This window comes from Haloferax gibbonsii ATCC 33959 (assembly GCF_000336775.1).
Lineage (GTDB): Archaea > Halobacteriota > Halobacteria > Halobacteriales > Haloferacaceae > Haloferax > Haloferax gibbonsii.
In genome coordinates this window covers 530,118-556,866 of the sequence record NZ_AOLJ01000011.1, presented here as the reverse complement: position 1 = coordinate 556,866, position 26,749 = coordinate 530,118, and the positions used below count along the sequence as shown (strand labels likewise).

Genomic DNA, 26,749 nt, shown 5'->3' with positions numbered 1-26,749 from the left:
CCACGACCGAACCGCGCGTCGCGGACAACAGCGTCGGGACGGCCCACGGGGGTGGGGCGATGAGCGCACAGGACCTCGACGGCGGGAGCGACGCCGAGACCGACGGGAGCGGCGAGATGCCGAAACCGCACACGATTCGGCTCGAACTCGTCGACGAGCCCGGACAGCTTTTAGCCGCGCTCAAGCCCATCTCCGACAACGGCGGTAACCTGCTTTCCATCTTCCACGAACGCGGGAGTCTGACTCCCCGGGGGCACATCCCCGTGGAGGTCGACCTCGAATGCCCGCCCGACCGCTTCGAGCGAATCGTCGAGGCGCTCCGCGAGGCCGGCGTCAACGTCATCCGCGCCGGCGCGGAGCACTTCGGTGAGGAGGTAATGGTCATCCTCGTCGGCGACATCGTCGATTCCGACCTCTCGGACACGCTCCACCGCATCGAGTCCTCGGCGGACGCGACCCTGCAGGACCTGTCGCTGTCCGCCCGCGAGGGGACCGACGAGGCGTCGAGCGCCCGACTCCGACTCGCGGTCCGCTCCGGCCGCGTCGACGAGACGCTGTCGGTCGTTCGCGACCTCGCCGCCGAGAAGGGACTGCACGTCGTCGAACCGCTCGCGGAGGGGTCCCAATGAGCCTCAGACTCGCCGTGCTCGGCGCGGGCGCGGTCGGCGGCTCGGTTCTCGATCTCGCGGGCGACTACGGTCACGACGTCGTCGCGTTCGCGGACTCGTCTTCCTCCGCGGTCGACCCCGCCGGACTCGACCCGAGCGCGGTCCACGACCGAAAGGAACGCGACGGCGTGGTCGGCGAGGCGGCCCCCGAGGCGGTGTTCGACGCCGACTACGACGTGTTGGTGGAGGCGACGCCGACGACGCTCGGTGACGCCGAGCCCGGCTTTTCGCACGTCGAGCGGGCGCTGGCGGACGACCGCCACGTCGTGCTCGCGAACAAGGGTCCGGTCGCGGAACGCTACGCCGACCTGCGCGCGCTCGAAGCCGAAAGCGAGGGGACCGTCCAGTTCGAGGCCGCCGTCGGCGGCGCGATTCCCGTCCTCTCGACCATCTCGGACCTCGGTGCGCCCCACGTGACCGCCGCTCGCGGCGTGCTGAACGGGACGGCGAACTTCATCCTCTCGCGGATGGCCGCCGAGGGGCTCGACTACGAGCACGTGCTCGCGGAGGCCCAGGACCTCGGCGTCGCCGAGGCGGACCCGACGTTCGACGTCGACGGCATCGACGCCGCGCTGAAGTTCGTCATCCTCGCGAACGTCCTCTCCGACGGCGAGACCGAGTACGCGCTCGACGACGCCGAGGTCGAGGGCATCCGCAACGTGCCGGGAACGGCGCTCGACCTCGCCGCCGAGGACGGTCGGACGGTCCGCCTCATCGGCGAGGCGACGGCCGACGGGGTCCGCGTCGCTCCGCGGCTGATTCCACAGGGCTCCGCGCTGTCGGTCACGGGCACGCAGAACATCGTCCAGTTGGAGACCAAACACGCGGGTCAACTGAATATCAGCGGCCGCGGAGCGGGCGGTCCCGAGACGGCGACCGCCGTCCTGTCCGACGTTTCACGCCTCGAATAGCGGCACAGGCGGCCCGTACCCCTGTTTCTTTCGACTGTCGGTATCCACCGGACACGCCGTTTCCGGGACCATGGTATGGTTCCGCAAATCGCAGTACGGCGGTTAGACGGCCCGTAGCGCGTATCGAAATCGTTTTAGGGGTTTCAGCAAAAACATTCCCCACAGAGCGCCTTAGCGCGTGAACACACCAATGAGCGACAAACCCCACCAGAATCTGGCCATCATCGGCCACGTCGACCACGGTAAGAGTACGCTCGTCGGCCGACTCCTGTTCGAGACCGGCTCCGTCCCGGAGCACGTCATCGAGCAGCACCGAGAGGAAGCCGAGGAGAAGGGCAAGGGCGGATTCGAATTCGCCTACGTCATGGACAACCTCGCCGAAGAGCGCGAGCGCGGTGTCACCATCGACATCGCCCACCAGGAGTTCGACACGGACGAGTTCTACTTCACCATCGTCGACTGTCCTGGCCACCGCGACTTCGTCAAGAACATGATCACCGGTGCCTCGCAGGCTGACAACGCGGTCCTCGTCGTCGCCGCCGACGACGGTGTCGCGCCTCAGACCCGCGAGCACGTCTTCCTCGCCCGCACCCTGGGCATCGGCGAACTCATCATCGCGGTCAACAAGATGGACGTCGTCGACTACAGCGAAGACAAGTACAAGGACGTCAAGGAGCAGGTCAACAAGCTCCTCAAGCAGGTCCGCTTCAACTCCGACGACGCGACCTACGTCCCGATTTCGGCCTTCGAGGGCGACAACATCGCCGAGCGCTCCGACAACACGTCGTGGTACGACGGCGACATCCTCCTCGAAGCGCTCAACAACCTGCCGGCACCGCAGCCGCCGACGGACGCGCCGCTGCGCCTGCCCATCCAGGACGTCTACACCATCTCCGGCATCGGTACGGTCCCGGTCGGCCGTATCGAGACGGGTACCCTCAACCCCGGCGACAACGTGAGCTTCCAGCCCTCTGACGTCGGCGGCGAGGTCAAGACCGTCGAGATGCACCACGAGGAAGTCGACCAGGCCGGACCTGGCGACAACGTTGGTTTCAACGTTCGTGGCGTCGGCAAGGACGACATCCGCCGCGGCGACGTCTGTGGCCCGGCTGACGACCCGCCGAAGGTCGCCGAGACGTTCAAGGCGCAGGTCGTCGTCATGCAGCACCCCTCGGTCATCACCGCTGGCTACACGCCGGTCTTCCACGCCCACACGGCGCAGGTCGCGTGTACCATCGAGTCGATCGACCAGAAGCTCGACCCCGCGTCGGGCGAGGTTGCTGAGGAGAACCCGGACTTCATCAAGTCCGGCGACGCCGCCATCGTGACCGTCCGTCCGCAGAAGCCGCTCAGCATCGAGCCGTCCTCCGAGATTCCGGAGCTCGGCAGCTTCGCTGTCCGTGACATGGGTCAGACCATCGCGGCCGGCAAAGTGCTCGAAGTCAACGAGCGATAACGATGCAACAGGCACGCGTTCGGCTCGCCGGCACGAGTCCGGAAGACCTCGACGATATCTGCGACGACGTCCGCGAGATCGCGAACAAGACGGGCGTCAACCTCAGCGGGCCGATCCCGCTGCCCACGAAGACGCTCGAAGTCCCCGCCCGCAAATCGCCTGACGGCGAGGGGACGGCGACGTGGGAGCACTGGGAGATGCGCGTCCACAAGCGTCTCATCGACCTCGACGCTGACGAACGCGCTCTGCGCCAGCTGATGCGCGTTCAGGTTCCGAACGACGTCAGCATCGAGATCGTCCTCGAAGACTAACGACGGCGCTGTCCGGACTCCCGGATCGCCCGTTCGTGACGGCCCGCCCGTCACACTCGCGGTTGTCGAGGCGCGCGTCCGGAGGACTCTGCCTCCGAGCTGACTTTCAGCGCTAAGGCGCGTGTCATCTCACTTCCGTTCGACACGCGAGCAGACGCCCGTAGAATCACCCGACGGAACGGGATGCTATCGCATGCCCGACCGCGGACAAAACATAGGGTATAAGTGTATCCCACGACTCCGTGGGAATGAGGGCTCGTAGATCAGTGGCAGATCGCTTCCTTCGCAAGGAAGAGGCCCGGGGTTCAAATCCCCGCGAGTCCACTACTTTCTCTCGACACCACGCCTTCGAGCAGTGGCTCCGTCAGGAGCCCTGCGAGTCACGTCGGTGTCGAGTGTAATCGTGCCTGTTCGAGCGGGGATTTGAGCAGCGAGCAACGCGGAGCGTTGCGAGTGAGTTCAATATCCCCGCGAGTCCATTTCCTTCCGTCACTTCGTTCCGTCAGTCAATAGACTCGCTTGCCCCCACTCGCTTCGTTCGTGGGGACCCCGCGAGTCCGCTCCCATTTTCGCGACGCCACCCAACGTGACTCGGTCGTCGAGCTTGGCTCGCTGACACGCCTTCACTTCCGCCGAACCCGACACTTTCACTCCGCTCATGGCGGACTCTCTTACCGTCTCGCTCCGAGGGCGTCGGTATGGAAACACGACGAGGCGAACCCCCGTCGGACCCGACGGCCCTCTTTCGAGCCATCGTCTCGAAGCTCCGCGAGACGCGCCGGGGAGTCCACCAACACCGCATGGCGCAGGCGCTCCTCCAGAAGGACGCCAACGGCTCGCGGCTGGTCGGACTCGACGAGGACACCGAGCGGGCGGTCTTTTTCAATCCCGCGTCGCGGACGCTCGAACTGATACCGTTCGACCGGGAGGGAACTCACGAGGAGCGCGCGACGGTGCTGTCGCGTCGGCTGAGCGACCCGTCGTCGTGGGTCGAAGCCAACGCCGCGGGGCTGTCGTGGGTTCACCCGCACTTCCGGTGGGCCTGCGGGTTGGACGACGCCGGGCACTCGTGAGTCGTCAGACCGTAACCGGTGTCCGACCGTGAAGAATTATACGCACGCCGCGCGCACAACACGTCCATGAACGACGAGGAACTCGACGAACTCCGGTCGTCCCTCACGCCCTACGAGTCGAGCGGCGGCGTCACCACCTACCAGAACACCGTCTCCATCGCCTGTCCGGCCTGTGAGAAACCGTTCGACGACTTGGTCGTCTGCGAAAACGACTACAACAGTCTCGAACTGAGCATGATGCTCGACCTCTGTGTGACCCAGCACGACGGCGACGTGCTGCTGTTCACGCACAAACAAGAGGAGTAAGGGCCGCGGCGGTGAGCGCCTTTCGGTCGCTTCGGTACGTCGCTGACTGAGCCCGTGGTCTCGCGTTCGTCTCCCGGCCGCGGGCGACGAGGACGACCGCCCGGTTATGCCCGGTTATTCGCGCGGCGGGAGGCCGTTTTCGTCGATGACCTCGCCGTCGTCGTCGACGGTGACGATGCCGCGGTTGTTGACCGCGTAGGGGTCCAAGCCGACTTCTTGGAGGAACTGCTTGTAGAGCCGCTCGGCCGTCTCGGCGTCCTTCTGACGGTCGGAGGCGCGGTCGCAGAGCTCGACGAGGTCTTCGGGCACGTCGTTCTCGTGGACGATCCAGTGGTTGATGAGGTCCGACAGCCGCCGGATGGGCGAGGTGAAGTGGCCGTAGATGTCGAAGTTGAGCGCGTAGTGGCCGCCGAAGGGGTCGTTCATGTACTTCGCGCGGGGCATGACCTTCAGCACGGCGCGCTGAATCTTGTTCAGCGTGCGGGAGTTCGCGCTCTCCAAGGCGTCGTTGACGGCCTTCCGGGGCTCGTCCCACGACGTGGACTGGATGCTCACGCCGTCGAGTTCGGTGATTTCGCGGAGCGCCTTGTCCCACTGGTCGGGAGTGGGTTGCGGGTGGACGCGGTACATCGCCTCGACGCCGCGGTTCCACATGAGTTCGTGCGTGACGGCCTTGTTCGCCTTCAGCATGCACTCCTCGATGATGGTGTGGGCGCGGTCGCGGCTCGGGTTGAGAACGAGCGAGCCGTCTTCCTTGCGCTGTTCGTGGAGTTGGTCGGCGAGGTCGAAGACCAGCGCGTTCTCCTCGTGGAGGGGGAGGTCGGGGTCTTCCAGCCGGTTTTCACACTGCGTGTAGGTGAGCCGTTCGTTGGAGTGGATGACGGACTTGTAGATGTCGATAGACTCGAACGAGAGCGTGTCCTTCTTGATCTCCATCTCGACGGTGTGGGCGAGTCGGTCCTCCTCGGGGACGAGAGAACAGACCGTCTCGGCCAGCGCCGGCGGGAGCATGTGGATGGTGTAGGCGGGGAGGTAGACGGTGTTGCCGCGCTTGACGGCCTCGGCCCACATCTCCGAACCGGGGTGGACGTAGTGGGTCACGTCGGCGATGTGGACCCACAGCGTGTACGTCTCCTCGTTCTCGCGGATGCTCAGGGCGTCGTCGAAGTCCTGGGCGTCGACGGGGTCTGTCGTCCACGTCGTGAGGTCTCGGAGGTCCTTGCGGTGTTCCAACTCGTCTTCGATCTCCTCGTGGACGCCGTCGGTGCGCGCACGCGCCTCCGAGAGGACTTCCGGCGGGAACTTGTCTCGAATCTCGAACTCCTCGAACAGGTCCTCGCGCTTGTTCTGGAGGTGTCGCGCGAGTTCGGCGTCTATCTCCACCGGTCCTTGCCCTTCGGCGGTCCCGGCGTACGCCTGCGCGTCGTCTGACATAGCCCCGACTAGACGGGGCAGGGAGAAATGAGTGTCGGGCACGAGCCGCGACGAGAGGGAAACGACGTCACTCGTGAGCACGCTCGCGCGCGCCCCGGCGGCGGGCCAAGGAAAGCGACCTCAGCGGCCGCGCTCGCCGGGAGATTCGTACCGCTCTTTGACCGCGTCGAAGTAGCGAAGCAGGAACTCCTCGTTGGTGATGCCGTGTTCTTCGATGTCGATGAGGAGGCCTTCGAGCTCCTCGCGGGGCTGGTGACAGAGCCCCCGATAACAGGACTTACAGAGGTGTTCGAACCGCTTGCCGTGCCGTTCCCAGCGGTTCCCCTCTTTGTCGTACTCGCGCGCCGCCGACCGGAGGACCGCGTCACCGCATGCGATGCACACGACACGTTTCCGGTCCCGGTTCGTCCGGGAGCGCCACATATCGTTGGAGTGGACCCAATCGTACTTAGCAGTTTATCCTGTCACAGTCTGACGCGCGTCAGACGCCGACGCGGTTCGGTTCGGGTTGCTTCGGGTTGCTTCGGGTTGCTTCGGGTTGGTTTTGGATTGGCTCGGGTCGACTCGCGTTCGACCGGCCCCCGGAGTCGTCGCCGACACTCGATGCGGAGCGGTCGATTTATCGGCCGTGAGCGTCCACGACCCGGTATGAAGGTCAAGTCTCGCCACCACCTCCGAAGCGACGAAATCGACGCCCTGTGTGATTCCATCGAATCGTCCCTCGGCGTCGCCCTCGACGGCGACGCGTTCGAGGCGGTCGAGTTCGCCGACGCCGACTACGAGGTCGTCCTCGTCGACGGCGAGCCGGCGGTCATGTACGTCGACGACCAGCCGTTTCTCACGGTCAAGGGCGCGAACCAGTTCCCGCCGACGACGAACGTCGTCACGGTCGACGCGGGCGCGGTCTCGTTCGTCTCCAGCGGGGCCGACGTGATGCGCCCCGGCATCACCGAGGCGGACGACACCATCGAGGCGGGCGACCTCGTCGTCATCGCCGAGGAGACCCACGGCAAGGTGCTCGCCGTGGGTCGCGCGCTCGAAGACGGGGCGGACCTCGTCGGCGACTCCGGCAAGGTCGTCGAGTCCATCCACCACGTCGGCGACGACCTCTTCGAGTTCTCCGTCTGAGCCGACTGTTTCTTGCCCCGGCGCGCGCGGCTCTCGGCCGCGTCGGCTACTCTTCGGCGTACTTCTCCAGCGCCGCCTCGTACCCCTCTCGCGCCATCGAAAACGTCTCCCGCAGGTCCCGAAGCGGCGTCTCCGTCGCGTCGACCCGGAGGTCGTTGTAGTACGGCTCCATCTCGCGGTCCTCGGTCGTGGTCACGACGACGGCCGCGCTCTGGACGTCGAGGTCGTCGCGCTTGTCGCCGCCCGCGGCGTGTCCCGCGCCGAGCGCGTCGATGAGCCGCTTCGCGAGCGGCTCGTCGCTGTCGCCGTCGACGCTTCGCTCGTAGGCGTCGGCGGCGGCTTCGACGACTGCCGCGCCCGTGAGCAGGTTGCCAGCGACCGTGTAGTCGTCGCCCTCGCGGTGGCCCGCCCAGCCGAGGCAGTCGTCGCCGGTGAAGGCGAACGTCGTCTCGGAGCCGACGCCGTGGAGCTGTCGCTCCGCCCGGCCGTCGTCGGCGTTCAACAGCGCCTGTAGGGCGTCGTCGACGGCGAGGCCGTCTTCGAGGTAGTCCATGCCCTTCTCCCCGAGTTCGACGTTCGTCAGCGCCTGTGTCGCGACCGCGCCGTGTTCACTTGCAAACGGACAGAGGGCCCCGACGCCCGGCAGGCGGGTCGTCACGGCGACGCCGAAGCGGTGCTGGTCGTCGCCGCCGTCGTCGACGTACGACTCGCGGACGCAGATGCTGAAGGTCATCGTGTTCGTCTGCTCCCGCGCGCCGCGAGGTAAAAACACCCGGCGAAACGACGCGGATGGCGCACACGTCGGGCGTCCGCCGGCGTCGTCGCCTCCCGCGGCACTACCCTCCTGTGGCCGTACTGCCGTCGATTCGCCCCGTCTCAGCGCCCAGACATGTCTGGTGAGAGACAATCGTCTGACGTAAGAACTAACCCCGTTGTGGCCTCTCTACGTCCTATGGGTATCATGAGTAAGATTCTCGGTGGTGGTGGTTCCCGAACGACCGAGGACTACGTCGAACTCGACCTCGACGACTTCGACACCGCTCGCGGCGACGCCGGCCTCTCGGTTCACATCGCCGAAATCGGCGGCCAGCAGGACGTTATCGCCATCAAAGACGCCGTCTACGACGGCAATCTGGTCATCGCGGACATCACCCGCCACACGACCTCCGACAACACGATGGAACACATCATCGACGACCTCCGGCAGGTCGCGCGCGAGGTGGACGGCGACATCGTCCAGAAGGGCGACGACCAGATCGTCATCACGCCGACGGGCATCTCCATCTCGCGGCAGAAGCTCAACGGCTGACGCCGGCGGACGACACCCCGCTTACGCTCCGATTTCTCCCCGAGTCGCCGACGCGAGCGATGCGGCTCGAACGGCCCGAACCGATGCCTATTCGGTCCTCTCGTTCCTAGAGTCGTCCGAATGAGCAAGGACTACATCGAGGTTCGCGGTGCCGAAGAGCACAACCTCAAGAACCTCGACGTTCGCATCCCCCGCGAGACGTTTACCGTCGTCACCGGCCTGTCGGGGTCAGGCAAGTCCTCCCTCGCGTTCGACACCGTCTACGCGGAGGGTCAGCGGCGGTACATCGAGTCGCTTTCGGCCTACGCGCGGAACTTCCTCGGCCAGATGGACAAGCCGAAAGTCGAGGCCGTCGAGGGCCTCTCGCCCGCCATCTCCATCGACCAGAAGAACGGGGCCAACAACCCCCGGTCGACCGTCGGGACCGTCACCGAACTCCACGACTACCTCCGCCTCTTGTACGCCCGCGTGGGCACCCAGTACGACCCCATCACGGGCGAGGAGGTCGGCGAGCAGTCCGCACAGGACATGGTCGACCAGATTCTCGAACTCCCCGAGGGCACCCGCGCGAAGGTCGTCGCGCCGGTCGTCCGCGACCAGAAAGGCGAGTTCAAGGACCTGTTTTCGGACCTCGTCTCCGAGGGCTACGCCCGCGTCGAAGTCGACGGCGAGGAGTTCGACCTCTCGTTCGAGACGCCCGAGCTCGACAAGAACTACGACCACACCATCGACGTGGTCGTCGACCGCGTGAAGGTCGCGCCCGAGGCGCGCTCGCGCATCGCCGACTCCGTCGAGACCGCCCTCGAAGAGGCCGGCGGCGTCCTCAAACTCATCGTCCCCGACCCGCCCGAGGACCTCCCCTTCGCGTCCAACACCCGTTCGACCGGGTCGCTCGCGGGCGAGGGCGATGACCGCCTCGTCGTCGAGTTCTCTGAGGAACTCGGCAACCCGAACTCGTCGTTCCGCTTTTCGGAAATCGAGACGCGGTCGTTCTCGTTCAACAGCCCCCACGGGGCCTGCCCGGAGTGCGAGGGCCTCGGCAAGGCGAAGGAGGTCGACCCCGACCTCGTCGTCACCGAGCCGTCGAAGCCGCTCAAGCACGTCTTCGAGCCGTGGAGCTACAACCGGACGTACTACCGCCGCCAGCTCGACAACGTCGCCGACCACTTCGGGGTCAGCGTGGACACGCCGTTCGAGGAGCTTTCCGACGAGGTGCAGGACGCCTTCCTGTTCGGGACCTCCGAGGACGTGGTGTTCGAGTGGACGACGAAGAACGGCACGCGCCACAAGGAACACCCCTTCGAGGGCGTCGTCGGCAACCTCGAACGCCGCCACGTCGAGACCGACTCCGACCGGACGCGCGACCACATCGAGGAGTTCATGGCCGTCACGACCTGCCCCGACTGCAACGGCTCGCGGCTCAAAGAGCAGTCCCGCCACGTTCGCGTCGGCGGCACGACGCTCCCCGAGGTCAACCGCATGACCATCGCGGGCGCGCTCGAACACTTCGAGGGCCTCGAAGCCGACCTCTCGGAGCGCGACCGCACCATCGCACAGGAGATTCTCAAGGAGATTCGCGCCCGCCTCGGTTTCATGACCGAGGTCGGCCTCGAATACCTCACCTTGGACCGCGAGGCCGCCACGCTCTCGGGCGGCGAGTCCCAGCGCATCCGCCTCGCCACGCAGGTCGGCTCCGGCCTCGTGGGCGTCCTCTACGTCCTCGACGAGCCGTCTATCGGCCTCCACCAGCGCGACAACGACAAACTGCTCAACACGCTCGAAGGCCTCCGCGACCTCGGTAACACGCTCATCGTCGTCGAACACGACGAGGAGACGATGCGCCGGGCCGACGAGATTATCGACATGGGCCCCGGCCCGGGCAAGCGCGGCGGCGAGGTCGTCGCGCAGGGCGACTTCGACGATATCGTCGCGGCCGACGACTCCATCACGGCCGACTACCTCTCGGGCCGCAAGGACATCGACGTGCCCGACGCGCGGCGCGAGGGCGACGGCGAACTCGTCGTCCGCGGCGCGCGCCAGCACAACCTCGACGACCTCGACGTGCCGATTCCCCTCGGGACGTTCACGGCCGTCACCGGCGTCTCGGGGTCGGGCAAGTCCACCCTGATGCACGAGATTCTCTACAAGGGACTCGCCCGGCGGATGAACGACAACACCTCCGTCGACCCCGGCGAGCACGACGCCATCGAGGGCTACGACGAAATCGAGACCGTCCGGCTCATCGACCAGTCGCCCATCGGCCGCACCCCGCGGTCGAACCCGGCGACGTACACCGGCGTCTTCGACTACGTCCGCGAACTGTTCGCCGAGACGAAGCTCTCGAAACAGCGCGGCTACGAGAAGGGCCGCTTTTCCTTCAACGTCAAGGGCGGCCGCTGTGAGGCCTGCAAGGGACAGGGCAACGTCAAAATCGAGATGAACTTCCTCTCGGACGTGTACGTGCCCTGCGAGGAGTGTAACGGCGCGCGCTACAACGCCGAGACGCTCGACGTGACGTACAAGGACAAGACCATCGCCGACGTGCTCGACATGGAGGTCGACGAGGCGCTCGACTTCTTCGAGGCGAACTCGCAGATTCGCCGACGCCTCCAACTGCTCCACGACGTGGGCCTCGGCTACATGCAGCTCGGCCAGCCGTCGACCACGCTCTCCGGCGGCGAGGCACAGCGCGTCAAGCTCGCCGAGGAACTCGGCAAGAAGCAGACCGGCGACACGCTCTACCTGCTCGACGAGCCGACGACCGGCCTCCACAAGGAAGACGAGCGGAAGCTCATCGAGGTGCTCCAGCGCCTCGTCGACAACGGCAACACCGTCCTCGTGGTCGAACACGAACTCGACCTCGTGAAGAACGCCGACCACATCGTCGACCTCGGTCCCGAGGGCGGCGCGGGCGGCGGCACGGTCGTCGCCAGCGGCACCCCCGAGGAAATCGCCGAGAACCCCGACTCCCACACGGGTCGGTACCTCCGCGACTACCTCCCCGACGTGGACGAAGAGGGCCCGCGCTCGGACCGTCGCAAGCCCGCGAAAGTGGCGAACGACGACTGAACGCGCGCCGATTTTTCTTCAGCGCCGACGGTGCCCTCAGCGACGCCGATACCACCAGTAGCCGACGCCAGCGAGCGCGAGAACCACGACGAGCGCCGGGAAGAGGGGGAACGTCGTCGCCGGTTCGACCACCTCGACGGCGACCCGCTGGGTGCCCGTCGAGAGCTGTCTGCCGGCGTCGTCCTCGTAGCTCACGTCGACGCCGACGACCTGCGTCTTCGGGACGGCGTCGCCGCTCACTTCGAGGTCGAAGACGACGAGGCGCGTCTCGCCGGCGTCGAGCCGCGGGACGAACGCGACGGCGTCCTCGCTCGAAAGCGGCTCCTCGGCGACGAGTCTGACCGTCACGTCGGTCTGCGGCGTCGCCTCGGTGTTCGTCACCGCGAGAACGAGCCGACCGTTCGAGTCGACTTCGAACGTCGCGTTCCGCGGTTCGACCGCGACGGCGGGGTCGCCGGTGCTCACGGCCGCGAGCACGTCGGTCCGGTCGGCCGCGCGCAGTTCGTCGCCCGGCGGTCGGTACTCGACGACGAACGGGAGTCGGCGCGTCCCCGGCGTCGAACCCGCGGCGAGGCCGATGGCGTACTCGAACTCGGCGGCCTCGCCGGGCGCGAGCGTGCCGACGGTCACGTCGAGGTCGGTCGGCGTCAGCGCCGCGTCCTCGGATTCGAGGCGGAGCACCACGTCGCGGGCCTCGCCCTCGCCGACGTTCTCGACGGTGCCGATGACGCGGCCGACGCCGCCGACTCTGAGCGTGCTCTCTTCGACCGTCACGGCGAACGCCGGGCCGGCTCCGGGGTCGAGACCGGCGACGAGCGACTGGACCTTCCGGTCGCCGCCGGGGTTGCGGAACGAGACGGCCACGTCGAGCGAGTAGGGCCGGTCGAGCGCGTCGTCGGCGACGCGGGCGCGGAAGCTCACGCGCCTCGTCTCGCCGGGTTCCCACGCGCCGACGTAGGCCTCCGCGGCGGGCGCGCCGGCCCCGAACGTCACCTCGGAGTCGGCGGACGAGACGCCGACGGTCGTCGCCGCGGCCGTCGCGTCGCCGACGTTCACGAGTCCGAGCGTCAGCGTACCGGTGTCGCCGACGGCGACCGCGGCGTCCACGTCCGCGAGTTCGAAGTCGGCTCCGCGGGTCGGGCGCACCCCGGCGACGAACGACCGCGAGGTCCGCGCTTGGCCGTCTTCGTCGCGGTAGCTCACGGCCAACTCGACCGAGTAGTTGCGGACGATGGCGTCGTCGGCGACGCGGGCGCGGAACTCGACGCGCTCTGTCGCACCTTCCTCCCACTCGCCGACGAACGTCTCCGCGGAGGCGACGCCGCTTCCGAACGTTATCTCCGGGTCGGTCGAGGTGACGGTCACCGTCGCGTCCGCGGCCCCGACGGGGCCGACGTTCTCGATGTCGACCGCGACGGTCCCGCTGTCGCCGACCGCGAGGGCGGCGTCGACCGTCCGGACCGCGAACGCGGGGCGGCGCTCCACGACGACTTCGAGCGTCCGCGTGATGGTCCGACTCCGGTGGGTCGTCCGGACCGTCTCGCCGTCCACGTACACCGAGGCGGTGTAGTCGTAGGTGAACTCGACGGGGACCTCGTAAGTGTCGGGACGCGCCCCCTCGGCGACCCGGAGGCGGAGCGACGCCGGCCCGGAGACGCCCTCTGGGACGGTCCCGACGGGAATCTCGCCGCTGACGACGGTGATGGGGCCCTTCGACTCGCCGCGGATGGTCAGCGCGCGGGCCGTCTGCACGAGCGCCTCGTACTCCTCGGGGCCGTCGTCGGTGACCGTCCCGCTGTTGACGACGAACACTTCGACCGCGGTCTCGGTGCCGGCGACGAGCCGGTTCTCCGGCGCGATAATCGAGAGGTCGGGACTTCCGGTCACTCGGCTGGCGGCCGCGGCGCTCCCGGTTGCGCCGGCGAGGGCGGACAGGACCAGTAGCGTGGCGAGGAGCGCCGCGCTCGCCCGCCGGGGACGACGAGTCATGGTGTAAGGGACGACGTGATCGGCGGGCGAGCCCGCTTCAGTCGCGCTAGATACGCGGTATGTAAGCTTAACAACACGCTCGGCTCTCAGTCGGTGGTAACGTCACGCAAGGGATACGTCCGGAGCGCGCCTACGTGTCGGTATGTCCGTCCCCGCCATCGACATCGACGGCCTCACCAAGTTCTACGGGGACGTTCGCGGGGTCGAGGAGCTCTCGATTTCCGTCTCGGAGGGCGAACTGTTCGGCTTCCTCGGCCCCAACGGCGCGGGGAAGTCCACGACGATTCGCCTGCTTCTCGGCCTGCTCAAACCGACCGACGGCACGGCGAGCATCCTCGGCGTTCCGGTGGACGACCGCGCGGCCTTCCTCGACGTGCTCGGACGCGTCGGCCACATCCCCGGCGACCCGCGGTTCTACGACGACGTGACCGGCCGCAAGACCCTCGACTACTTCGCCGGGCTCTCCGGCGACGACCGCCGCGACGAACTCCTCGACCGCTTTCCGGTGCCGCTCGACCGGCCGGTCCGGGCCTACTCCCGCGGCAACCGGCAGAAACTCGCCATCGTGCAGGCGTTCATGCACGACCCGCGGGTGGTCGTGATGGACGAGCCGACCTCGGGGTTGGACCCCCTCGTCCAACAGGAGTTCTACGAGTTCCTCCGCGAGGAGCGCGACCGCGGGGTGACGGTGTTCTTCTCGACGCACATCCTCGGGGAGGTCCGCGAGGTCTGCGACCGCGTCGCCATCATCCGGAACGGGCGGCTCGTCGCCGTCGAGGACATCGACGACCTGCTCGCCCGGAGTGGGAAGGTCGTCACGGTCCAGTCGCCCGACTCCATCGACCTCGCCGACTTCGACTTTCCGGAGACCATCGACGCCCGCATCGAACCCGACGGCTCCCTCCGACTCGTCACCTCGGGCAACTACGACGCGCTCGTGGACGCGCTCGAGGGCTACCGAATCGACGACCTCGAAGTCCGCGAGACGGCCATCGAGGACGTGTTCATGCACTTCTACGACGAGGGCGACGGAGAAGACGGCGTTGACGCCGGCGACAGCGCCGCCACCGACGACGAGTCGGGCGAGACCGACGACGATGCGGAGCCGTCGCCCGCCGACGCCGAGGAGTCCGCGAATGCGTGAACTCGACATCGCGTCCTTCGAGTTCGCCCGGCGACGGCGCGGCCTCGTCATCGTCTGCGTGCTTCTCGTGGCGACCGCGGGGCTCACCATCGCCGTCTTCCCGTCGTTCGGCGAGTCCGACATCGACTTCGCCGAACTGCTGGAGTCGTACCCCGAGGAGTTCCAGGCGGCCTTCGTCGGGAGCGTCACCGACATCTCCTCGCTCGAAGGCTACCTCGTGGTCGAACTCTACCAACTCGTCTGGCTCCTCATCGTCGGGAGTTACTTCGCCTACGCCGCGGGGTCGCTCGTCGCCGGCGAGGTCGACCGACAGTCGGTCGAACTCGTCCTCGTCCGGCCCGTCTCGCGCACCCGGTTCGTCGTCGGCAAGTTCCTCGCGATGCTCCCGGCGGTCGCCGTCGTCGACCTCGCGCTCCTCGCGGCCGTCGTCGTCGGCGCGGGCCTCATCGACGAGGAGATTCACCTCACTCGCCTCCTCGCGGTCCACGCCGTCGGCGGCCTCTACCTCGTCGCCTGCGTCGCCGTCGGCCTCCTCGCGTCGGCGTTCTTCGGGCGCGTCCGCCGGGCGCAGGGCGCGGCCATCGGCGTCGTCTTCGGGACGTTCCTCCTCGACTCCCTGACCGTCGACACCGACTACGAGTTCCTCGGAGCCCTGTCGCTCACGCGCTACCTCGACCCCGGCGAACTCCTCGTCGCCGGCGACGTGGACTGGGGCGGCATCGCCGTGCTCGTCGCCGTGACGTGCGTCCTCGTCGTCCTCGCGGCCGAGGTGTTCGAGCGGCGCGACCTGTCGTAGTCGTCGGTCCGCTCTCAGTCGCCCGCGGCCCGCGCGACCGCCGCGAGCCACGCCCCGCGCCCGCTTTTTCACCGTCGAGCCCCTACGTCCCCCCATGCACCTCTACGCCGCCGCGAACGGCGCGGTCCTCTCGGTCTCGGGGTCGCCCGACGACTCGACCGCCCGTCGGCGACTCGCCGACCACCGCATCGAGTGCGTCGCGGCCGACCCGCGCGCGCCGGACCGGGCGTTCTGCGGGACCTTCGACGCCGGCGTCTTCCGAACGACCGACGGCGGGGCGTCGTGGCACGCGGTCGGCACCGACGCGCTCCCCGAGTCGGTGACGAGCCTCGCCGTCTCGCCGGCCGACCCGGGCGTGGTCTACGCCGGCACCGAGCCCTCGGCCGCCTTCCGCTCTCCCGACGGCGGCGACACGTGGGCCGAACTCGCGCCGCTTTCGGACCTCGATTCGGCGTCGTCGTGGGCGTTTCCGCCCCGCCCGCACACCCACCACGTCCGCTGGATAGAACCGGACCCGACCGACCCCGACCGGCTGTTCGTCGCGGTCGAGGCCGGGGCGCTCGTCCGCTCGCTCGACGGCGGGGAGACGTGGCAAGACCGCGTGCCGTCGAGCAAGCGAGACACGCACTCGATGGCGACGCACCCCGACCGACCGGGTCGCGTCCGGGTCGCCGCGGGCGACGGCTACGCCGAGACCGACGACGCGGGCGAGACGTGGACGACGCCGACCGCGGGGCTGGGCCACGGCTACTGCTGGAGCGTCGTCGTCGACCCCGCGGACCCGGACTCGGTGCTCCTGTCGGCCGCCTCCGGGCCGATGCGCGCCCACCGGGTCGAGTCGGCGGCGGCGTACCTCTACCGCCGGGCGGACTCGTCGGAGGACGGCGGCGAGTCGTGGGAACGCCTCGACGAGACCGGACTCCCGACCGGGCCGGGCGCGACGCGGGCGGTTCTCGCCGCCGGTCTGTCCGGCGGCGAGTGCTACGCCGCGACCGACCGCGGCCTCTACCGGACGACCGACTTCGGCGACTCGTGGGACCGAATCGAGGTCCCGTGGGACGGGACACGACGGACTGCGGCGGGGCTGGCGGTCGTCGAGTAGTCGGGCGGTTTTTCGTCCGAGTCGTCTCCTCGTCCGAAGCGAGAAGATTCATGGGTCGGCGCGGCAACGGCCAAGCATGTACGATTTCGCCGTCGTCGGCGTCGGTCCCGCCGGCGCGCGGTTCGCCCGCCGCGCGGCCGACGCGGGCTACGACGTGCTCGCGCTGGAGAAAGGCGAGGTCGGGACGCCCCTCGCGTGCTCCGGACACGTCAGCACCGACATCTGGGAGTACGTCCCCGACGAGGCGCGCGACCGCCTGTTTCAGAACCGCATCTACGGGGCGAACTTCCGCGTCGGCGGCCCGAACTCCAAGGCCTACCCGTTCTACAAGCAAACCGAGGTCTCGAACGTCATCGACCGCGTCGAACTCGACCGTACCCTCGCCGACTGCGCCCGCGACGCCGGAGCAGACGTGCGCGAGGGCCACACCGTGACCGCCGTCGAGGAACTCGACGACCGGGTCCGACTGACTGCCAGCGTGGCCGGCGAGGCCGGCACCGTCCGGTTCGAGGCGAAGATGGTCGCCGGGTGCGACGGCCCGACCTCGCGGGTCCGCCGAGCGCTCGACCTCCCGGAGCCCTCGGAGACGCTTCACGGCGTCCTCGCGTTCGACCCCGACCCGGACGACGGCGACTTCGTGGACGTGCACCTCACGGTCCCGCGCTTTTTCGCGTGGCGCATCCCCCGCGGCGACGCCGGCGTCGAGTACGGCCTCGCGGCCCCGCCGGGCGCTGAGGTCAACGAGATGTTCGACGCGCTCACCGACACCTACGACGTGGAGACCGAGCACTTCTGTTCGGGTGCCATCCCCATCGGCCCGCCGGACCGGACGACGACCCGTCGGGCGTTCCTCATCGGGGACGCGGCCGCCCAGACCAAGCCGTTCACCGGCGGCGGCATCCTCTACGGGATGACCGCGGCCGACATCGCCGCGTCGACCATCGACCCCGACGACCCCGAGACGCTGTCGGCCTACGAGGACGCGTGGCGCGACGAACTCTCCCGGGAGATTCGGCTGGGCCACCTCGTGCGCCGGTGTTACTCCTTCCCCGAGTGGCTCCAGCGGGTCGGGCTCCGGTCGCTGTCGGGGGAAATCGGCGTCCACATGGACAAACCGAGCTCGTTCTTCTCGCGCGAACACCTGAAGAAGCTGTTCTGAGGGACTGCGACCCCCGAGCGTTCCCTCTCAGTTCTCGCCCGGATACGTCGGCAGCCGCGCCGACACCGCGCTTCCCTCGACGAACGGGAGCGACTCGCGGGTCGCGCCGACGCGGTCGCCGTCGACGACGACTTCGAGGGCATCGGCGTCGAGGCCGTAGTCCACGAGCGCGAAGCCGATGGGCGAGTCGAGCATCGGGCTCTCGACGGCGCGGGTGACGGTGCCGACCGACTCGCCGTCGGCGGAGACCTCGGCGCCCGCGTCGGGGAGGTCGTCGGCGCGGAAGCCGACGAGTCGGCGCGAGGGCCGGCCGCGGTTTTCGACCTTCGAGACGACCTCTTGGCCGACGAAACAGCCCTTGTCGAAGTCGAGCGCGTTGCGGACGCCGACGACGTTCGGGAGGTTGCCGCGGAGTTCCGACTCGAAGAGCGGCGTGCCGGCCTCGGCGGTGAGGCTGTCCCACGTCTGATAGCCGACGGGGACCGAGGGGTTGCCGTAGAACAGCAGCGCGTCGAGCACGTCTTCTGCGTCCTTCGCGCGGCAGATGACGTCGTAGCCCTCCTCGCCGGTCGGGTTGTCGGAGGCGACGACCGTGACGCCGAGTTCGCCGCCGATGGAGCCGCGGACGAAGGAGAGCTCCGGTTCGGGCGCGCCCGCCCCCGAGAGGATGCTCGCCACCTTCTCGGTCGACTGCGGGCCGTGGACGCCGAAGACGCCGAACTCGTCGGACGCGTCGCGGAGTTTGACGCGCTGGAGGAACGTCTTCGAGCGCCACTCCTCGACGAGCGGTTCGGCGCGGTCCCGCGGGGTGAAAATCAGCAGTCGCTCGCCCGCGTTGTAGACGTACATCTCCGTCTCGATGCGGCCGTCGGGGTCTAAAAGCAGGGCGTAGACGCCCTCGCCGTCCTCGTCCGGGACGGTGTTAGTCACCGCGTTGTCGACGTAGTCGACCCGGTCTTCGCCCTCGACGACGACGACGCCGTAGCCGTGTTCGATGACGCCGACGCCGTTTCTGACGGCGCGGTGGGTCCGCTCGGGGCGGCCGTAGTGGCTCACGACCTCGATTCCGCCGCGCGTCTCGAACGTCGCACCGTGTGCCTCGTGGATGTCGGCGACGAGTGTCATTACCCCCCGTTTCGCCTTCGGCGCGTAAAACCCTCCCACTCCCGGACGACTCGCCCGGCTTTCGGTCGGCGGTCCGCCGGCGGCGGCCGCGGGCGGACCGGACAGTCAAAACGAGACCGTTCTCCGCGCTGGCTCGCTCAGAGCCCGAACCGCTCGCGAAGTTTCTCGAACAACGACGCGTCCTCTTCGACGGCTTCGCTCGGGTCCGGAACGACGCGCTCGTCGGCGTGGATGAGCACCCGCGTGTCGGCCTCCTCGACCACGATGAGGCCCTCGTCTTTCAGCGCCGACAGCGCCTCTTCGATGGTGTCGATGTCGGCGTCCACGGCGGCACGGAGTTCGAACACCGTCATCCCCTCGTCGTGGCGGTCGACGAGCGCGTCGAGCACCGCGACCTCGATGTCGCGGCGGTTCCGGAACTCCCGCCTCGCTCTCATAGCGGGTACATCGTTCGCCTCCTGTTTACTTGTACCGCCCGTCTGACGGACGTCCGACAGGCAGGGGGTACCTTTTTGTTTCCGAACCCCGGAATCCTCGCGTAATGGGACTTACTTGCCGTCTTCTCGGGCACTCCTACGGAGACCCCGAGACGGAACGGGAGCGAGAGGAACGCGGCGACGAGGTGGTCGTCTCGATTCGGGAGATACAGGTCTGTTCGCGGTGCGGACACGAACAGGTGATGAGCGAGAACAAGGAGGTCACGGCCATCCGAACGCCCGAGGAGGTCGGGATGACGGAGGGCGAAGTCGAGACCGCGGCCGCGGGCTTCGAACCGGCGAACCCGCAGCCCGGCGTCTCCGACAGCGAGGACGCCGCCATCGAGACGGCTCCGGACGCGGAGACGCGGGCCGAGGTCGACGACGCCAACGCCGCCGCCGACGCCGCTGCGGACGCCGACGCCGACGCCGGCGCGGACCCCGCGGCGCAACAGCCGGCCGAGGCCGCGAACGCCGCCGACGCCCAACCCGCAGACGGGCCGGACGCGGCTGACGACGCCGGGAGCGTCGACGCCCCGCCGGTGACCGACGACGGCATCATCCTCGACGACGACGAGGAGCAGTCGGCCACCCGCGACCGGACGCAGTGGCCCGACGAGGTCGACGAGGTCGAGACCGACGACCCGACGCCGCCGGCCGACGGCGACGACGCGGAGTTCATCGACGCGGACGCCGAGGCGGGCGTCGAAGCCGACGCCGAAGCGGAGCCCGAACAGACACAGACCCGCGAACGCGGCGCGTGGCCCGACGCGCCGGGCGACGACGAGGGATGGAACGCTCAGCCCGACGACGGCGAGCCCGTCTCCGTCTCGTTCGGCGGCGGACTGGCCCCGGAGGGCAACAGCTCGCCGAGCCAGCAGTCGAACGGTCAGTACGTCGAGGCGGAGGAAGACGACTTCGTCCGCGCCGACGAGTCGAACGTCGGAAACGAGGCCCCCGACGACGCCGTCGAGTACTACTGTCCGAACTGCGGTCACGCCCGCGGCGCGTCCTCGTCGTCGATGCGGGCCGGCGACATCTGCCCCGAGTGTAAAAAGGGCTACATCGCCGAGCGGGAATCCTGACCGCGGCACGCCCTCGCAGGCGTCGCAGAGTCGCGAAACAGGTAAACCATCCCCTGTCGAAAAGGCGTCCATGAAGGAGTACAAGATGCGTCGTGGGGAGACGCTCGAAGAGCGAATTCCGGACATGAAAGCGACGGTCGAAGACTACTTCGGCCCCATCACGGACACCGAGGAGTTCAAAGGAAGCGACCTCTACGTCGTCGGCGAGCCCAAGAACCCCGTGTTCACCCGCATCGTCGCCGGCGCGGTCAAGTACAGCGGCAAGAAGGACAAGCTCGCGGTCAACTTCGAGGAGGCCGACCCGGCCGACCTCGCTCCCGAAGACCTCGAAGCCGCGGGCGAGGCCGTCAGCGCGAAGAACGACTTCCTCCTCGAGGCGACGGGCCGCGACGCGAAGTCCCGCCGCGACTCGATGAAGCGCGCGGTCGAAGACGACGCGCCCGACGTCTGAGCCGTCCGACGCGGGCTGGTTTTTCTCGCGCACCCACCCGCCGAGCGGTGGTGCCGCCAGCGAAACGTACATATTGCTACCGCGTGACACTCCCGCTGTCAGCGACTGCGAAACCGTCGAACACGAATTTTTATTTCGATTCTGAGTAAAAATCCCCGGCACGATTAAGTGACGCCGGGGCGAACGGGCTGGTATGGCTATCGAAACTATCCTGCTCGCGGTCGGCGCGGGCGACGCCGAGCGAATCGACAGACTCGCCGAGGAGACAATCGACGTGGCCGGACCGACCGGCGCGACGGTCGTCATCGGGCACGTTTTCACGAGAGACGAGTACGACGAGGCGCTCGACAACCTCGATTTCGACATCACGGCCGAGGAGGTCTCCGCGGACGACGTGGCCCGACGACACGCCATCGTCCGAGAGCTCACGCGGCGCTTCGACGACGCGGACATCGACTACGTCGTCCACGGCCGAGTCGGCCACCACGGCGAGAAGCTCGTCGAACTCGCGGGCGAGGTCGACGCCGACCGCCTCATCGTCGGCGGTCGAAAGCGCTCGCCGACCGGTAAGGCCGTCTTCGGCAGCGTCGCACAGGAGGTCATGCTCGAATCGTCGTGTCCCGTGACGTTCGTCCGCGCGGACACCAAGTGACGGCGTAACGGACGAGCGCCGGCGAGACCACCGACTCGACCGGGTTTCGCAGGCAACTACATATCTTAGCGCGCCGTCATCTCCCGCATGGACCACTCCATCGATTACCGCCCGTCGTTCGCCCTCCTCACCGTCTCGCTCGACGAGGGCGAGTCGCTCCGGTCGGAGGCCGGCGCGATGGTCAGCTACTCCGACGGCATCGACATCGAGACGAACGCGAAAGGCGGCCTCTTCGGGTCGCTCAAGCGGAGCGTCCTCGGCGGCGAGTCGTTCTTCCAGAACACGTTCAGCGCGCGGCAGGCGGGCGAGGTCTCCTTTGCGCCCCCGCTCCCGGGCGACATCGTCCACCACCGCCTCGAAGACGAGACGCTCTTCGTGCAGTCCGGGTCGTACATCGCCTCGGACCCCGCGCTCGACCTCGACACCTCCTTCGGCGGGGCGAAGACCTTCTTCGGGAGCGAGGGGCTGTTCCTGCTCAAACTGACCGGCACCGGCGACAGTTTCCTGTCGAGCTACGGGGCCATCCACGAGGTCGAACTCGGCGAGGGCGAGCGTTACACGGTCGATACCGGCCACATCGTCGCCTTCGACGAGACGACGAGCTTCTCGGTCGAGCGCGTCGGCGGCCTGAAGTCCACCCTGTTCAGCGGCGAGGGGCTCGTCTGTACGTTCACCGGACCGGGAACCGTCTGGATACAGTCGCGCAGCATGGAGTCGTTCCTCTCGTGGCTCATCCCCAAGCTCCCGACCAACAACTCCGCGTAGGCGGCGGCCGCCGACTTACATCGCGGCGAGTAAATCTACCGAGAATCCCGCTTAGTTAAGTGGAGGGCGCATCGCTATGGGAACGATGGCGTACTACGTGGGCGTCGACCTGGGGGCGACGAACGTCCGTTCCGTGGTGGGCGACGACGATGGAACTATCCTCGGGGAGGCCCGTGACAACACTCCGCGCGGCCCGACCGGAATCGCGGTCACCGAGGCAGTCCTCGGCGTCGTCCGCGAGGCGTGTGCCGAGGCGGGTATCGACCCGAGCGACGCGGTCGCGGCCGGCATCGGTGCTATCGGCCCGCTCGACCTGGCCGAGGGCGCGGTCGAGAACCCGGCGAACCTACCGGACACCATCGACCGCATCCCGCTGACCGGTCCCCTCTCGGTGCTCTTGGAGACAGACGAGGTGTACCTGCACAACGACACGAACGCCGGGGTCATCGGCGAGCGGTTCCACTCCGACCGCAACCCCGACGACATGGTGTATCTCACCATCTCCTCGGGTATCGGCGCGGGCGTCTGCGTCGACGGGCACGTCCTCGCCGGTTGGGACGGCAACGCCGGTGAAGTCGGCCACCTGACGCTCGACCCGAACGGCTTCATGACGTGCGGGTGCGGCCACAACGGTCACTGGGAGGGCTACTGCTCGGGGAACAACATCCCGAAGTACGCCCGCGAACTCCACGAGGAGGACCCGGTCGACACCGCACTCCCCGTGTCGGACCCCGATTTCTCCGCGGTCGACGTGTTCGAACACGCCGGCGAGGACGAGTTCGCCGACCACATCATCAACCAACTGGGCCACTGGAACGCGATGGGCGTCGCCAACATCGTCCACGCGTACGCGCCGCTCATCATCTACGTCGGCGGCGCGGTCGCGCTCAACAATCCGGACCTCGTGTTAGAGCCCATCCGCGAGCAGATGAGCGAGATGGTCATGTCGAACATCCCCGAGATTCAACTGACGACGCTCGGCGACGAGGTCGTGGTCGAGGGGGCGTTGGCGAGCGCGATGACCGGCGGGACTGGCGACCGCTCGCGGCTGTGATGCCGCGAGGATTCGCCAGTTCCGGCGCAGGTGGCACCGGCGACCGGTCTCGACTGTAACGCGGTGCTTCGCTTCTCCGCCCCGAGTTATCTCGATTGATACTCGGTGGCGCACTCTTATAACCCCGGTCGAGAAACGCGATGACGTGCACCCGACGACGCCGAGTCGCTCGGCGCGCCGGTCGGCGCGTTCCCGTTCTCGCCGAACCGAACGGTGCACGGGCGTTCCACCGGAAGCCTAGAACGGGACTGGTCGACAACCCCCACCACCATCGTCGACCGACCGACGCCGACGGGGTACCCACACCCACCCACCCACCCNCCCATCCCCGCCGGCGTCGCTTCAGTTCTCACGCAACCCAGTGCAGACTGAGCGGTCCCCGCTTTCCCCCGGTTCCCGGGCCCTCCGGCTACCCAAGGACCTCCGTCCGATTTTTCTCCTCGGCACTCTCAGACTCACCGTGGACCGCCGCCAGTTCCTCCGCTCCATCGGCGCGAGCGCGGTCGCCGCCACGACCGTCTCCGTCGCCGGTTCCCGCCCCGTCACCGCCCACCCCGGTCCCTTCGAGCCGCTGGGTCGAATCGACATCGACGGCGCGAAAGAGGCCGTGGTCTCCGCCGACGGCCAGACCGTCTTCGTCGCCGCGACCAGCGGCTACGCCGTCGTCGACATCTCCGCGCCCGACCGCCCCGAACTCCTCGCCGAGCGCCGCGACCCGCTTTCCGACCGCGAGGACGGTCCCTTCCGCGGCATCTACGACGTGAAGCTCGACGGGGACACGCTCCTCGTCGTCGGCCCGGCCAACCCGATACCGGGCGCGCCGGCGGGCGTCCTCGTCGTCGACGTGTCCGACCCCGCGACCCCCGAGGAAATCGCCTTCCACGAGACGGAGTTCCCCATTCACAACTGCTTCGCCGCCGACGGGCGGGCGTACCTCACCGCCAACGACGGCGACCGGAACCCGCTGGTCGTTCTCGACACCGACACCGGCGACGAACTCGGCCGCTGGTCGGTCGTCTCCGCGGACGACCGCTGGGCCGACGTACCCGCCTCGGTCCGGTCCGTCCACGACGTGTGGGTCCGCGAGGGAGTCGCGCACGTCGCCCTCTGGGACGCCGGGACGTGGCTCGTCGACCTCTCGGACCCCGCGTCGCCCTCGGTCCTCGGGTCGGTCTCACCCGGCGACCCCGAGGAGCTGTCGGGGTTGGGTGCCCGCGACCGCCACCGCGAGGGGCGGACGCCGCCCGGCAACCACCACTACGTCGCCACCGACGACTCGGGCGACCTCCTCGGAGTCGGCATCGAGTCGTGGGCCGTCGAAGTCGAACGCGACGACGGGACGACCGACCTCGTCGGCGGGCCGAGCGGCGTCGAACTCTGGGACGTGTCGGACCCCGCGAATCCGACGATACTCTCGACCATCGAGCCGCCGACCAGTCCGGACCCGACGGTCGGCGGCGTCTGGACCACCGCGCACAACTTCGACTTCCGCGACGACAGGCTCTACACCTCGTGGTACCGCGGCGGCGTCAAGCGCCACGACGTGTCGGACCCGACCGACCCCGTCGAACTCGCGTGGTGGCGCGACCCCGAGCGCGCGAGCTTCTGGACCGCGCGGTACGCCTATCCCTTCGCCGACGAGGGCGTGTTCGTCGCGTCGAGTTGGGGCGTCGGCGACGCGTCGCCCGCGCTCTACACGTTCCCCGACCACGCCGGCGACCAGCGCGACCCGCCGACGCTCGGTCCCGAGACGACCACCGAATCGCTCGTCAACACGCCGACGCCGACCGCGAACGAGACGACCGCGCCCGAACCCGGAGACGAGTCGTCGGAATCGACATCGACGACCGACGCGCCGGGGTTCGGACTCGGTGTCGGCGCGGCGGCCCTCGGCGTCGCCGGCTGGTTGGCCCGTCGTCACCGGCGGCGCGACTGAGGGCGGCGCGACTGCGGGCGACCGGCTCCGACGCCCGACGCGCCGGTTTCCCGGCTTCCGTGGTTCCCCCGCCGAATCTATCACGAACGACCGAGACAGCCTTTCTCTCGCCGGCCGGCGCGTTGGGAGAACCGTTTCATTCTAATCCGTGGGGTTCGAAGCGTCGGGGTATGAGCGACGAGTCGGAGAGCCTCAAAGAGCGCGTCGAGACGTGGATGGTCGGCCAGATGCCCATCATCCAGATGCACGGCGGCAACAGCGTCGTGCGCAAGGCCGATGCGGAATCGGGGGAAGTCGTCGTCGAACTCGGGGGCGCGTGCGCCGGGTGCGGCATCTCGAACATCACCGCCCAGAACATCCAGTCGGACCTCATCATGACGTTCGACGAGATTACCGACGTGCAGGTCAAGGTCCCCAGTTCCGGCGACCACGGCAGCAGCACCGTCGAGGGCGGCCGCGGCGGCGAACTGCAGTACGGCGACGAGGGACCGGGTCACTTCTAGCCCACTTTTTTACGGCTCGGGGTCGCTTTGCGACCCACTCACCGTAAAAACCTGGAGGAAAAAAGGCCGAACCTCACTTCGTTCGGTTCGGTCGGTTCCTCGGTTCGGTAACTACTGTCTGGTAGATGCAGTCCTACAGCAGTTCGGTGACGACCCGCGGTAACTCGTCGAGGCTGTCGATTGTGTAGTCGGGCTCGCGTTCGGGTCCGCGTGATTCCGCTGAACCTCCCGAGAGATAGACCGTCGTCATACCGACTTCCGCCGCCCAGGTGTCCTCGTCTATTCGGTCTCCGACCATCACACAGTCTGTCCCGTCGAGTCCGGTTTCATCTAAGAAGATTTCGAACGGTTCGACGGTCGATTTCTCGGCTTGGACGCCGGTCGAACACAGTACGACGTCAAATTCATCTGCGATGCCGGCGGTTTCGAGGCGAGTTTCAGTCATCATCCGGTTTCCGTTCGTGATGACTCCTGTGACGAGGTCCTGACGGCGACAGAATCGAAGGACGGACTCGGCATGTTCGTCGAGAGATTGGTGTCTCAGCCGCGTCTGCCAGAACAATCGATCGAAGGATGCTCGCTCTTCCGCTGTTGTGTCTACGCCCCATACGTCGAAAAACACCTCCGAGAACGCCCCGAAGTGGAACCGGCGATAGTCTCCGTGGTACTGCGCCGCGAACCGCACACTCGCTTCTCGCAAAATCGACTCGAACTTCGATGAGTCGAGTTCGTATCCTCGCTCACACAAACGCTCGTACAGCACTGATTTCGCTTTCGAGACGTCGTCCTCTCCGTGAAACAACGTCCCGCCCAAGTCGAATGCGACTGCTTCGACCATTCTTGGGAG

Annotated in this window: 26 protein-coding genes, 1 tRNA gene and 1 pseudogene; 21 read left to right on the top strand and 7 right to left on the bottom strand. The window is 67.9% G+C overall.

The genetic code is table 11. The features are described 5' to 3' along the window. Positions 1 to 59: 59 nt before the first annotated feature. The 7 genes from C454_RS05680 (at position 60) to C454_RS05650 (ending at position 4,725) form a co-directional block, all read left to right on the top strand. Positions 60 to 629 (top strand): amino acid-binding protein, encoded by a 570-nt coding sequence (locus C454_RS05680; RefSeq protein ID WP_004973566.1) that lies wholly within the window; start codon positions 60 to 62, stop codon positions 627 to 629. Then, a complete protein-coding gene (locus C454_RS05675; RefSeq protein ID WP_004973563.1) occupies positions 626 to 1,579 on the top strand; it encodes a homoserine dehydrogenase in 954 nt (317 codons plus the stop codon). The genes C454_RS05680 and C454_RS05675 overlap by 4 nt, the downstream gene beginning before the upstream one ends. Before the next feature lie 190 nt (positions 1,580 to 1,769). Further along, complete coding sequence (gene tuf / locus C454_RS05670; protein WP_004044564.1) at positions 1,770 to 3,035, top strand: translation elongation factor EF-1 subunit alpha; 1,266 nt, start codon at positions 1,770 to 1,772, stop codon at positions 3,033 to 3,035. Positions 3,036 to 3,037: 2 nt separating this feature from the next. Beyond that, the gene (gene rpsJ / locus C454_RS05665; protein ID WP_004044563.1) at positions 3,038 to 3,346 is read left to right on the top strand and encodes a 30S ribosomal protein S10; all 309 of its coding nucleotides are present in this window, start codon (positions 3,038 to 3,040) and stop codon (positions 3,344 to 3,346) included. Positions 3,347 to 3,598: 252 nt separating this feature from the next. Beyond that, a tRNA-Ala gene (locus tag C454_RS05660) sits at positions 3,599 to 3,670 on the top strand. Between the two features lie 374 nt (positions 3,671 to 4,044). Beyond that, the gene (locus tag C454_RS05655; RefSeq protein WP_004973561.1) at positions 4,045 to 4,419 is read left to right on the top strand and encodes a hypothetical protein; all 375 of its coding nucleotides are present in this window, start codon (positions 4,045 to 4,047) and stop codon (positions 4,417 to 4,419) included. A 66-nt stretch (positions 4,420 to 4,485) separates the two neighbouring features. Then, positions 4,486 to 4,725 (top strand): DUF7385 family protein, encoded by a 240-nt coding sequence (locus C454_RS05650; protein WP_004065334.1) that lies wholly within the window; start codon positions 4,486 to 4,488, stop codon positions 4,723 to 4,725. A 114-nt stretch (positions 4,726 to 4,839) separates the two neighbouring features. On the opposite strand, the gene C454_RS05645 is transcribed toward C454_RS05650, so the two are convergent. Together C454_RS05645 and C454_RS05640 are read right to left on the bottom strand one after the other, a co-directional pair. Further along, positions 4,840 to 6,159 carry an RNB domain-containing ribonuclease gene (locus C454_RS05645; protein WP_004973558.1) on the bottom strand — a complete coding sequence of 440 codons (1,320 nt, stop codon included), beginning with the start codon at positions 6,157 to 6,159 and terminating at the stop codon, positions 4,840 to 4,842. A 120-nt stretch (positions 6,160 to 6,279) separates the two neighbouring features. Further along, positions 6,280 to 6,582 carry a DUF7562 family protein gene (locus C454_RS05640; RefSeq protein ID WP_004973556.1) on the bottom strand — a complete coding sequence of 101 codons (303 nt, stop codon included), beginning with the start codon at positions 6,580 to 6,582 and terminating at the stop codon, positions 6,280 to 6,282. Positions 6,583 to 6,807: 225 nt separating this feature from the next. Between C454_RS05640 and C454_RS05635 the strand changes: the two genes are divergently transcribed. Continuing rightward, positions 6,808 to 7,287 carry an RNA-binding protein gene (locus C454_RS05635; RefSeq protein ID WP_004969073.1) on the top strand — a complete coding sequence of 160 codons (480 nt, stop codon included), beginning with the start codon at positions 6,808 to 6,810 and terminating at the stop codon, positions 7,285 to 7,287. Between the two features lie 46 nt (positions 7,288 to 7,333). Here the strand turns inward: C454_RS05635 and C454_RS05630 are convergent, their stop codons facing one another. Beyond that, the gene (locus C454_RS05630; RefSeq protein ID WP_004973554.1) at positions 7,334 to 8,020 is read right to left on the bottom strand and encodes a DUF1028 domain-containing protein; all 687 of its coding nucleotides are present in this window, start codon (positions 8,018 to 8,020) and stop codon (positions 7,334 to 7,336) included. A gap of 219 nt (positions 8,021 to 8,239) precedes the next feature. Here C454_RS05630 and C454_RS05625 point away from each other — a divergent pair, with 219 nt between their 5' ends. Further along, a complete protein-coding gene (locus tag C454_RS05625) occupies positions 8,240 to 8,596 on the top strand; it encodes a cell division protein SepF (RefSeq protein WP_004969075.1) in 357 nt (118 codons plus the stop codon). Between the two features lie 120 nt (positions 8,597 to 8,716). Beyond that, entirely contained in the window at positions 8,717 to 11,665 is a 2,949-nt protein-coding gene (gene uvrA / locus C454_RS05620) for an excinuclease ABC subunit UvrA (protein WP_004973551.1), read from the top strand. Between the two features lie 36 nt (positions 11,666 to 11,701). Here uvrA and C454_RS05615 read toward each other — a convergent pair whose 3' ends face one another. Further along, on the bottom strand, positions 11,702 to 13,654 hold the full coding sequence (locus tag C454_RS05615) for a COG1361 S-layer family protein (protein WP_004973549.1): 1,953 nt from the start codon (positions 13,652 to 13,654) through the stop codon (positions 11,702 to 11,704). A gap of 142 nt (positions 13,655 to 13,796) precedes the next feature. Between C454_RS05615 and C454_RS05610 the strand changes: the two genes are divergently transcribed. The 4 genes from C454_RS05610 (at position 13,797) to C454_RS05595 (ending at position 17,855) form a co-directional block, all read left to right on the top strand. Next, positions 13,797 to 14,798 carry an ABC transporter ATP-binding protein gene (locus C454_RS05610; RefSeq protein ID WP_004973548.1) on the top strand — a complete coding sequence of 334 codons (1,002 nt, stop codon included), beginning with the start codon at positions 13,797 to 13,799 and terminating at the stop codon, positions 14,796 to 14,798. Further along, positions 14,791 to 15,594 carry an ABC transporter permease subunit gene (locus tag C454_RS05605; protein ID WP_004973546.1) on the top strand — a complete coding sequence of 268 codons (804 nt, stop codon included), beginning with the start codon at positions 14,791 to 14,793 and terminating at the stop codon, positions 15,592 to 15,594. The genes C454_RS05610 and C454_RS05605 overlap by 8 nt, the downstream gene beginning before the upstream one ends. A 94-nt stretch (positions 15,595 to 15,688) precedes the next feature. Continuing rightward, positions 15,689 to 16,696 (top strand): WD40/YVTN/BNR-like repeat-containing protein, encoded by a 1,008-nt coding sequence (locus tag C454_RS05600; RefSeq protein WP_004973544.1) that lies wholly within the window; start codon positions 15,689 to 15,691, stop codon positions 16,694 to 16,696. A gap of 76 nt (positions 16,697 to 16,772) precedes the next feature. Beyond that, positions 16,773 to 17,855: a geranylgeranyl reductase family protein gene (locus C454_RS05595; RefSeq protein WP_004973541.1), complete on the top strand. Its 1,083-nt coding sequence runs from the start codon at positions 16,773 to 16,775 to the stop codon at positions 17,853 to 17,855. Positions 17,856 to 17,882: 27 nt separating this feature from the next. On the opposite strand, the gene ygfZ is transcribed toward C454_RS05595, so the two are convergent. Both ygfZ and C454_RS05585 read right to left on the bottom strand, forming a co-directional pair. Further along, positions 17,883 to 18,980: a CAF17-like 4Fe-4S cluster assembly/insertion protein YgfZ gene (gene ygfZ / locus C454_RS05590; RefSeq protein WP_004973538.1), complete on the bottom strand. Its 1,098-nt coding sequence runs from the start codon at positions 18,978 to 18,980 to the stop codon at positions 17,883 to 17,885. A 137-nt stretch (positions 18,981 to 19,117) separates the two neighbouring features. Beyond that, positions 19,118 to 19,501, bottom strand: a pseudogene (locus C454_RS05585) (DUF6432 family protein); the annotation flags it as partial. Positions 19,502 to 19,521: 20 nt separating this feature from the next. Here C454_RS05585 and C454_RS05580 point away from each other — a divergent pair. From C454_RS05580 to C454_RS05550, 7 genes are all read left to right on the top strand, one after another. Beyond that, entirely contained in the window at positions 19,522 to 20,541 is a 1,020-nt protein-coding gene (locus C454_RS05580) for a DUF7093 family protein (protein ID WP_004973534.1), read from the top strand. Between the two features lie 70 nt (positions 20,542 to 20,611). Then, complete coding sequence (locus tag C454_RS05575; protein WP_004973531.1) at positions 20,612 to 20,992, top strand: DUF5611 family protein; 381 nt, start codon at positions 20,612 to 20,614, stop codon at positions 20,990 to 20,992. A gap of 193 nt (positions 20,993 to 21,185) precedes the next feature. Then, complete coding sequence (locus C454_RS05570) at positions 21,186 to 21,644, top strand: universal stress protein (protein WP_004973529.1); 459 nt, start codon at positions 21,186 to 21,188, stop codon at positions 21,642 to 21,644. 87 nt (positions 21,645 to 21,731) lie between these two features. Beyond that, on the top strand, positions 21,732 to 22,409 hold the full coding sequence (locus C454_RS05565; RefSeq protein WP_004973527.1) for a TIGR00266 family protein: 678 nt from the start codon (positions 21,732 to 21,734) through the stop codon (positions 22,407 to 22,409). Between the two features lie 85 nt (positions 22,410 to 22,494). Further along, positions 22,495 to 23,463, top strand: a complete 969-nt coding sequence (locus C454_RS05560) for an ROK family protein (RefSeq protein WP_004973524.1) — start codon at positions 22,495 to 22,497, stop codon at positions 23,461 to 23,463. 460 nt (positions 23,464 to 23,923) lie between these two features. After that, a complete protein-coding gene (locus C454_RS05555; protein WP_004973521.1) occupies positions 23,924 to 25,399 on the top strand; it encodes an LVIVD repeat-containing protein in 1,476 nt (491 codons plus the stop codon). Between the two features lie 170 nt (positions 25,400 to 25,569). Continuing rightward, positions 25,570 to 25,902, top strand: a complete 333-nt coding sequence (locus C454_RS05550; RefSeq protein ID WP_004058105.1) for a NifU family protein — start codon at positions 25,570 to 25,572, stop codon at positions 25,900 to 25,902. A 133-nt stretch (positions 25,903 to 26,035) separates the two neighbouring features. On the opposite strand, the gene C454_RS05545 is transcribed toward C454_RS05550, so the two are convergent. Continuing rightward, positions 26,036 to 26,740 (bottom strand): HAD family hydrolase, encoded by a 705-nt coding sequence (locus tag C454_RS05545; protein WP_004973519.1) that lies wholly within the window; start codon positions 26,738 to 26,740, stop codon positions 26,036 to 26,038. Between the last annotated feature and the right edge of the window lie 9 nt (positions 26,741 to 26,749).

Bases quoted from the DNA above. Each gene is read 5' to 3' on its own strand.
- C454_RS05680 (WP_004973566.1), top strand. From the start codon at position 60: ATGAGCGCACAGGACCTCGACGGCGGGAGCGACGCCGAGACCGACGGG.
- C454_RS05675 (WP_004973563.1), top strand. From the start codon at position 626: ATGAGCCTCAGACTCGCCGTGCTCGGCGCGGGCGCGGTCGGCGGCTCG.
- tuf (WP_004044564.1), top strand. From the start codon at position 1,770: ATGAGCGACAAACCCCACCAGAATCTGGCCATCATCGGCCACGTCGAC.
- rpsJ (WP_004044563.1), top strand. From the start codon at position 3,038: ATGCAACAGGCACGCGTTCGGCTCGCCGGCACGAGTCCGGAAGACCTC.
- C454_RS05655 (WP_004973561.1), top strand. From the start codon at position 4,045: ATGGAAACACGACGAGGCGAACCCCCGTCGGACCCGACGGCCCTCTTT.
- C454_RS05650 (WP_004065334.1), top strand. From the start codon at position 4,486: ATGAACGACGAGGAACTCGACGAACTCCGGTCGTCCCTCACGCCCTAC.
- C454_RS05645 (WP_004973558.1), bottom strand. From the start codon at position 6,159: ATGTCAGACGACGCGCAGGCGTACGCCGGGACCGCCGAAGGGCAAGGA.
- C454_RS05640 (WP_004973556.1), bottom strand. From the start codon at position 6,582: ATGTGGCGCTCCCGGACGAACCGGGACCGGAAACGTGTCGTGTGCATC.
- C454_RS05635 (WP_004969073.1), top strand. From the start codon at position 6,808: ATGAAGGTCAAGTCTCGCCACCACCTCCGAAGCGACGAAATCGACGCC.
- C454_RS05630 (WP_004973554.1), bottom strand. From the start codon at position 8,020: ATGACCTTCAGCATCTGCGTCCGCGAGTCGTACGTCGACGACGGCGGC.
- C454_RS05625 (WP_004969075.1), top strand. From the start codon at position 8,240: ATGGGTATCATGAGTAAGATTCTCGGTGGTGGTGGTTCCCGAACGACC.
- uvrA (WP_004973551.1), top strand. From the start codon at position 8,717: ATGAGCAAGGACTACATCGAGGTTCGCGGTGCCGAAGAGCACAACCTC.
- C454_RS05615 (WP_004973549.1), bottom strand. From the start codon at position 13,654: ATGACTCGTCGTCCCCGGCGGGCGAGCGCGGCGCTCCTCGCCACGCTA.
- C454_RS05610 (WP_004973548.1), top strand. From the start codon at position 13,797: ATGTCCGTCCCCGCCATCGACATCGACGGCCTCACCAAGTTCTACGGG.
- C454_RS05605 (WP_004973546.1), top strand. From the start codon at position 14,791: ATGCGTGAACTCGACATCGCGTCCTTCGAGTTCGCCCGGCGACGGCGC.
- C454_RS05600 (WP_004973544.1), top strand. From the start codon at position 15,689: ATGCACCTCTACGCCGCCGCGAACGGCGCGGTCCTCTCGGTCTCGGGG.
- C454_RS05595 (WP_004973541.1), top strand. From the start codon at position 16,773: ATGTACGATTTCGCCGTCGTCGGCGTCGGTCCCGCCGGCGCGCGGTTC.
- ygfZ (WP_004973538.1), bottom strand. From the start codon at position 18,980: ATGACACTCGTCGCCGACATCCACGAGGCACACGGTGCGACGTTCGAG.
- C454_RS05580 (WP_004973534.1), top strand. From the start codon at position 19,522: ATGGGACTTACTTGCCGTCTTCTCGGGCACTCCTACGGAGACCCCGAG.
- C454_RS05575 (WP_004973531.1), top strand. From the start codon at position 20,612: ATGAAGGAGTACAAGATGCGTCGTGGGGAGACGCTCGAAGAGCGAATT.
- C454_RS05570 (WP_004973529.1), top strand. From the start codon at position 21,186: ATGGCTATCGAAACTATCCTGCTCGCGGTCGGCGCGGGCGACGCCGAG.
- C454_RS05565 (WP_004973527.1), top strand. From the start codon at position 21,732: ATGGACCACTCCATCGATTACCGCCCGTCGTTCGCCCTCCTCACCGTC.
- C454_RS05560 (WP_004973524.1), top strand. From the start codon at position 22,495: ATGGCGTACTACGTGGGCGTCGACCTGGGGGCGACGAACGTCCGTTCC.
- C454_RS05550 (WP_004058105.1), top strand. From the start codon at position 25,570: ATGAGCGACGAGTCGGAGAGCCTCAAAGAGCGCGTCGAGACGTGGATG.
- C454_RS05545 (WP_004973519.1), bottom strand. From the start codon at position 26,740: ATGGTCGAAGCAGTCGCATTCGACTTGGGCGGGACGTTGTTTCACGGA.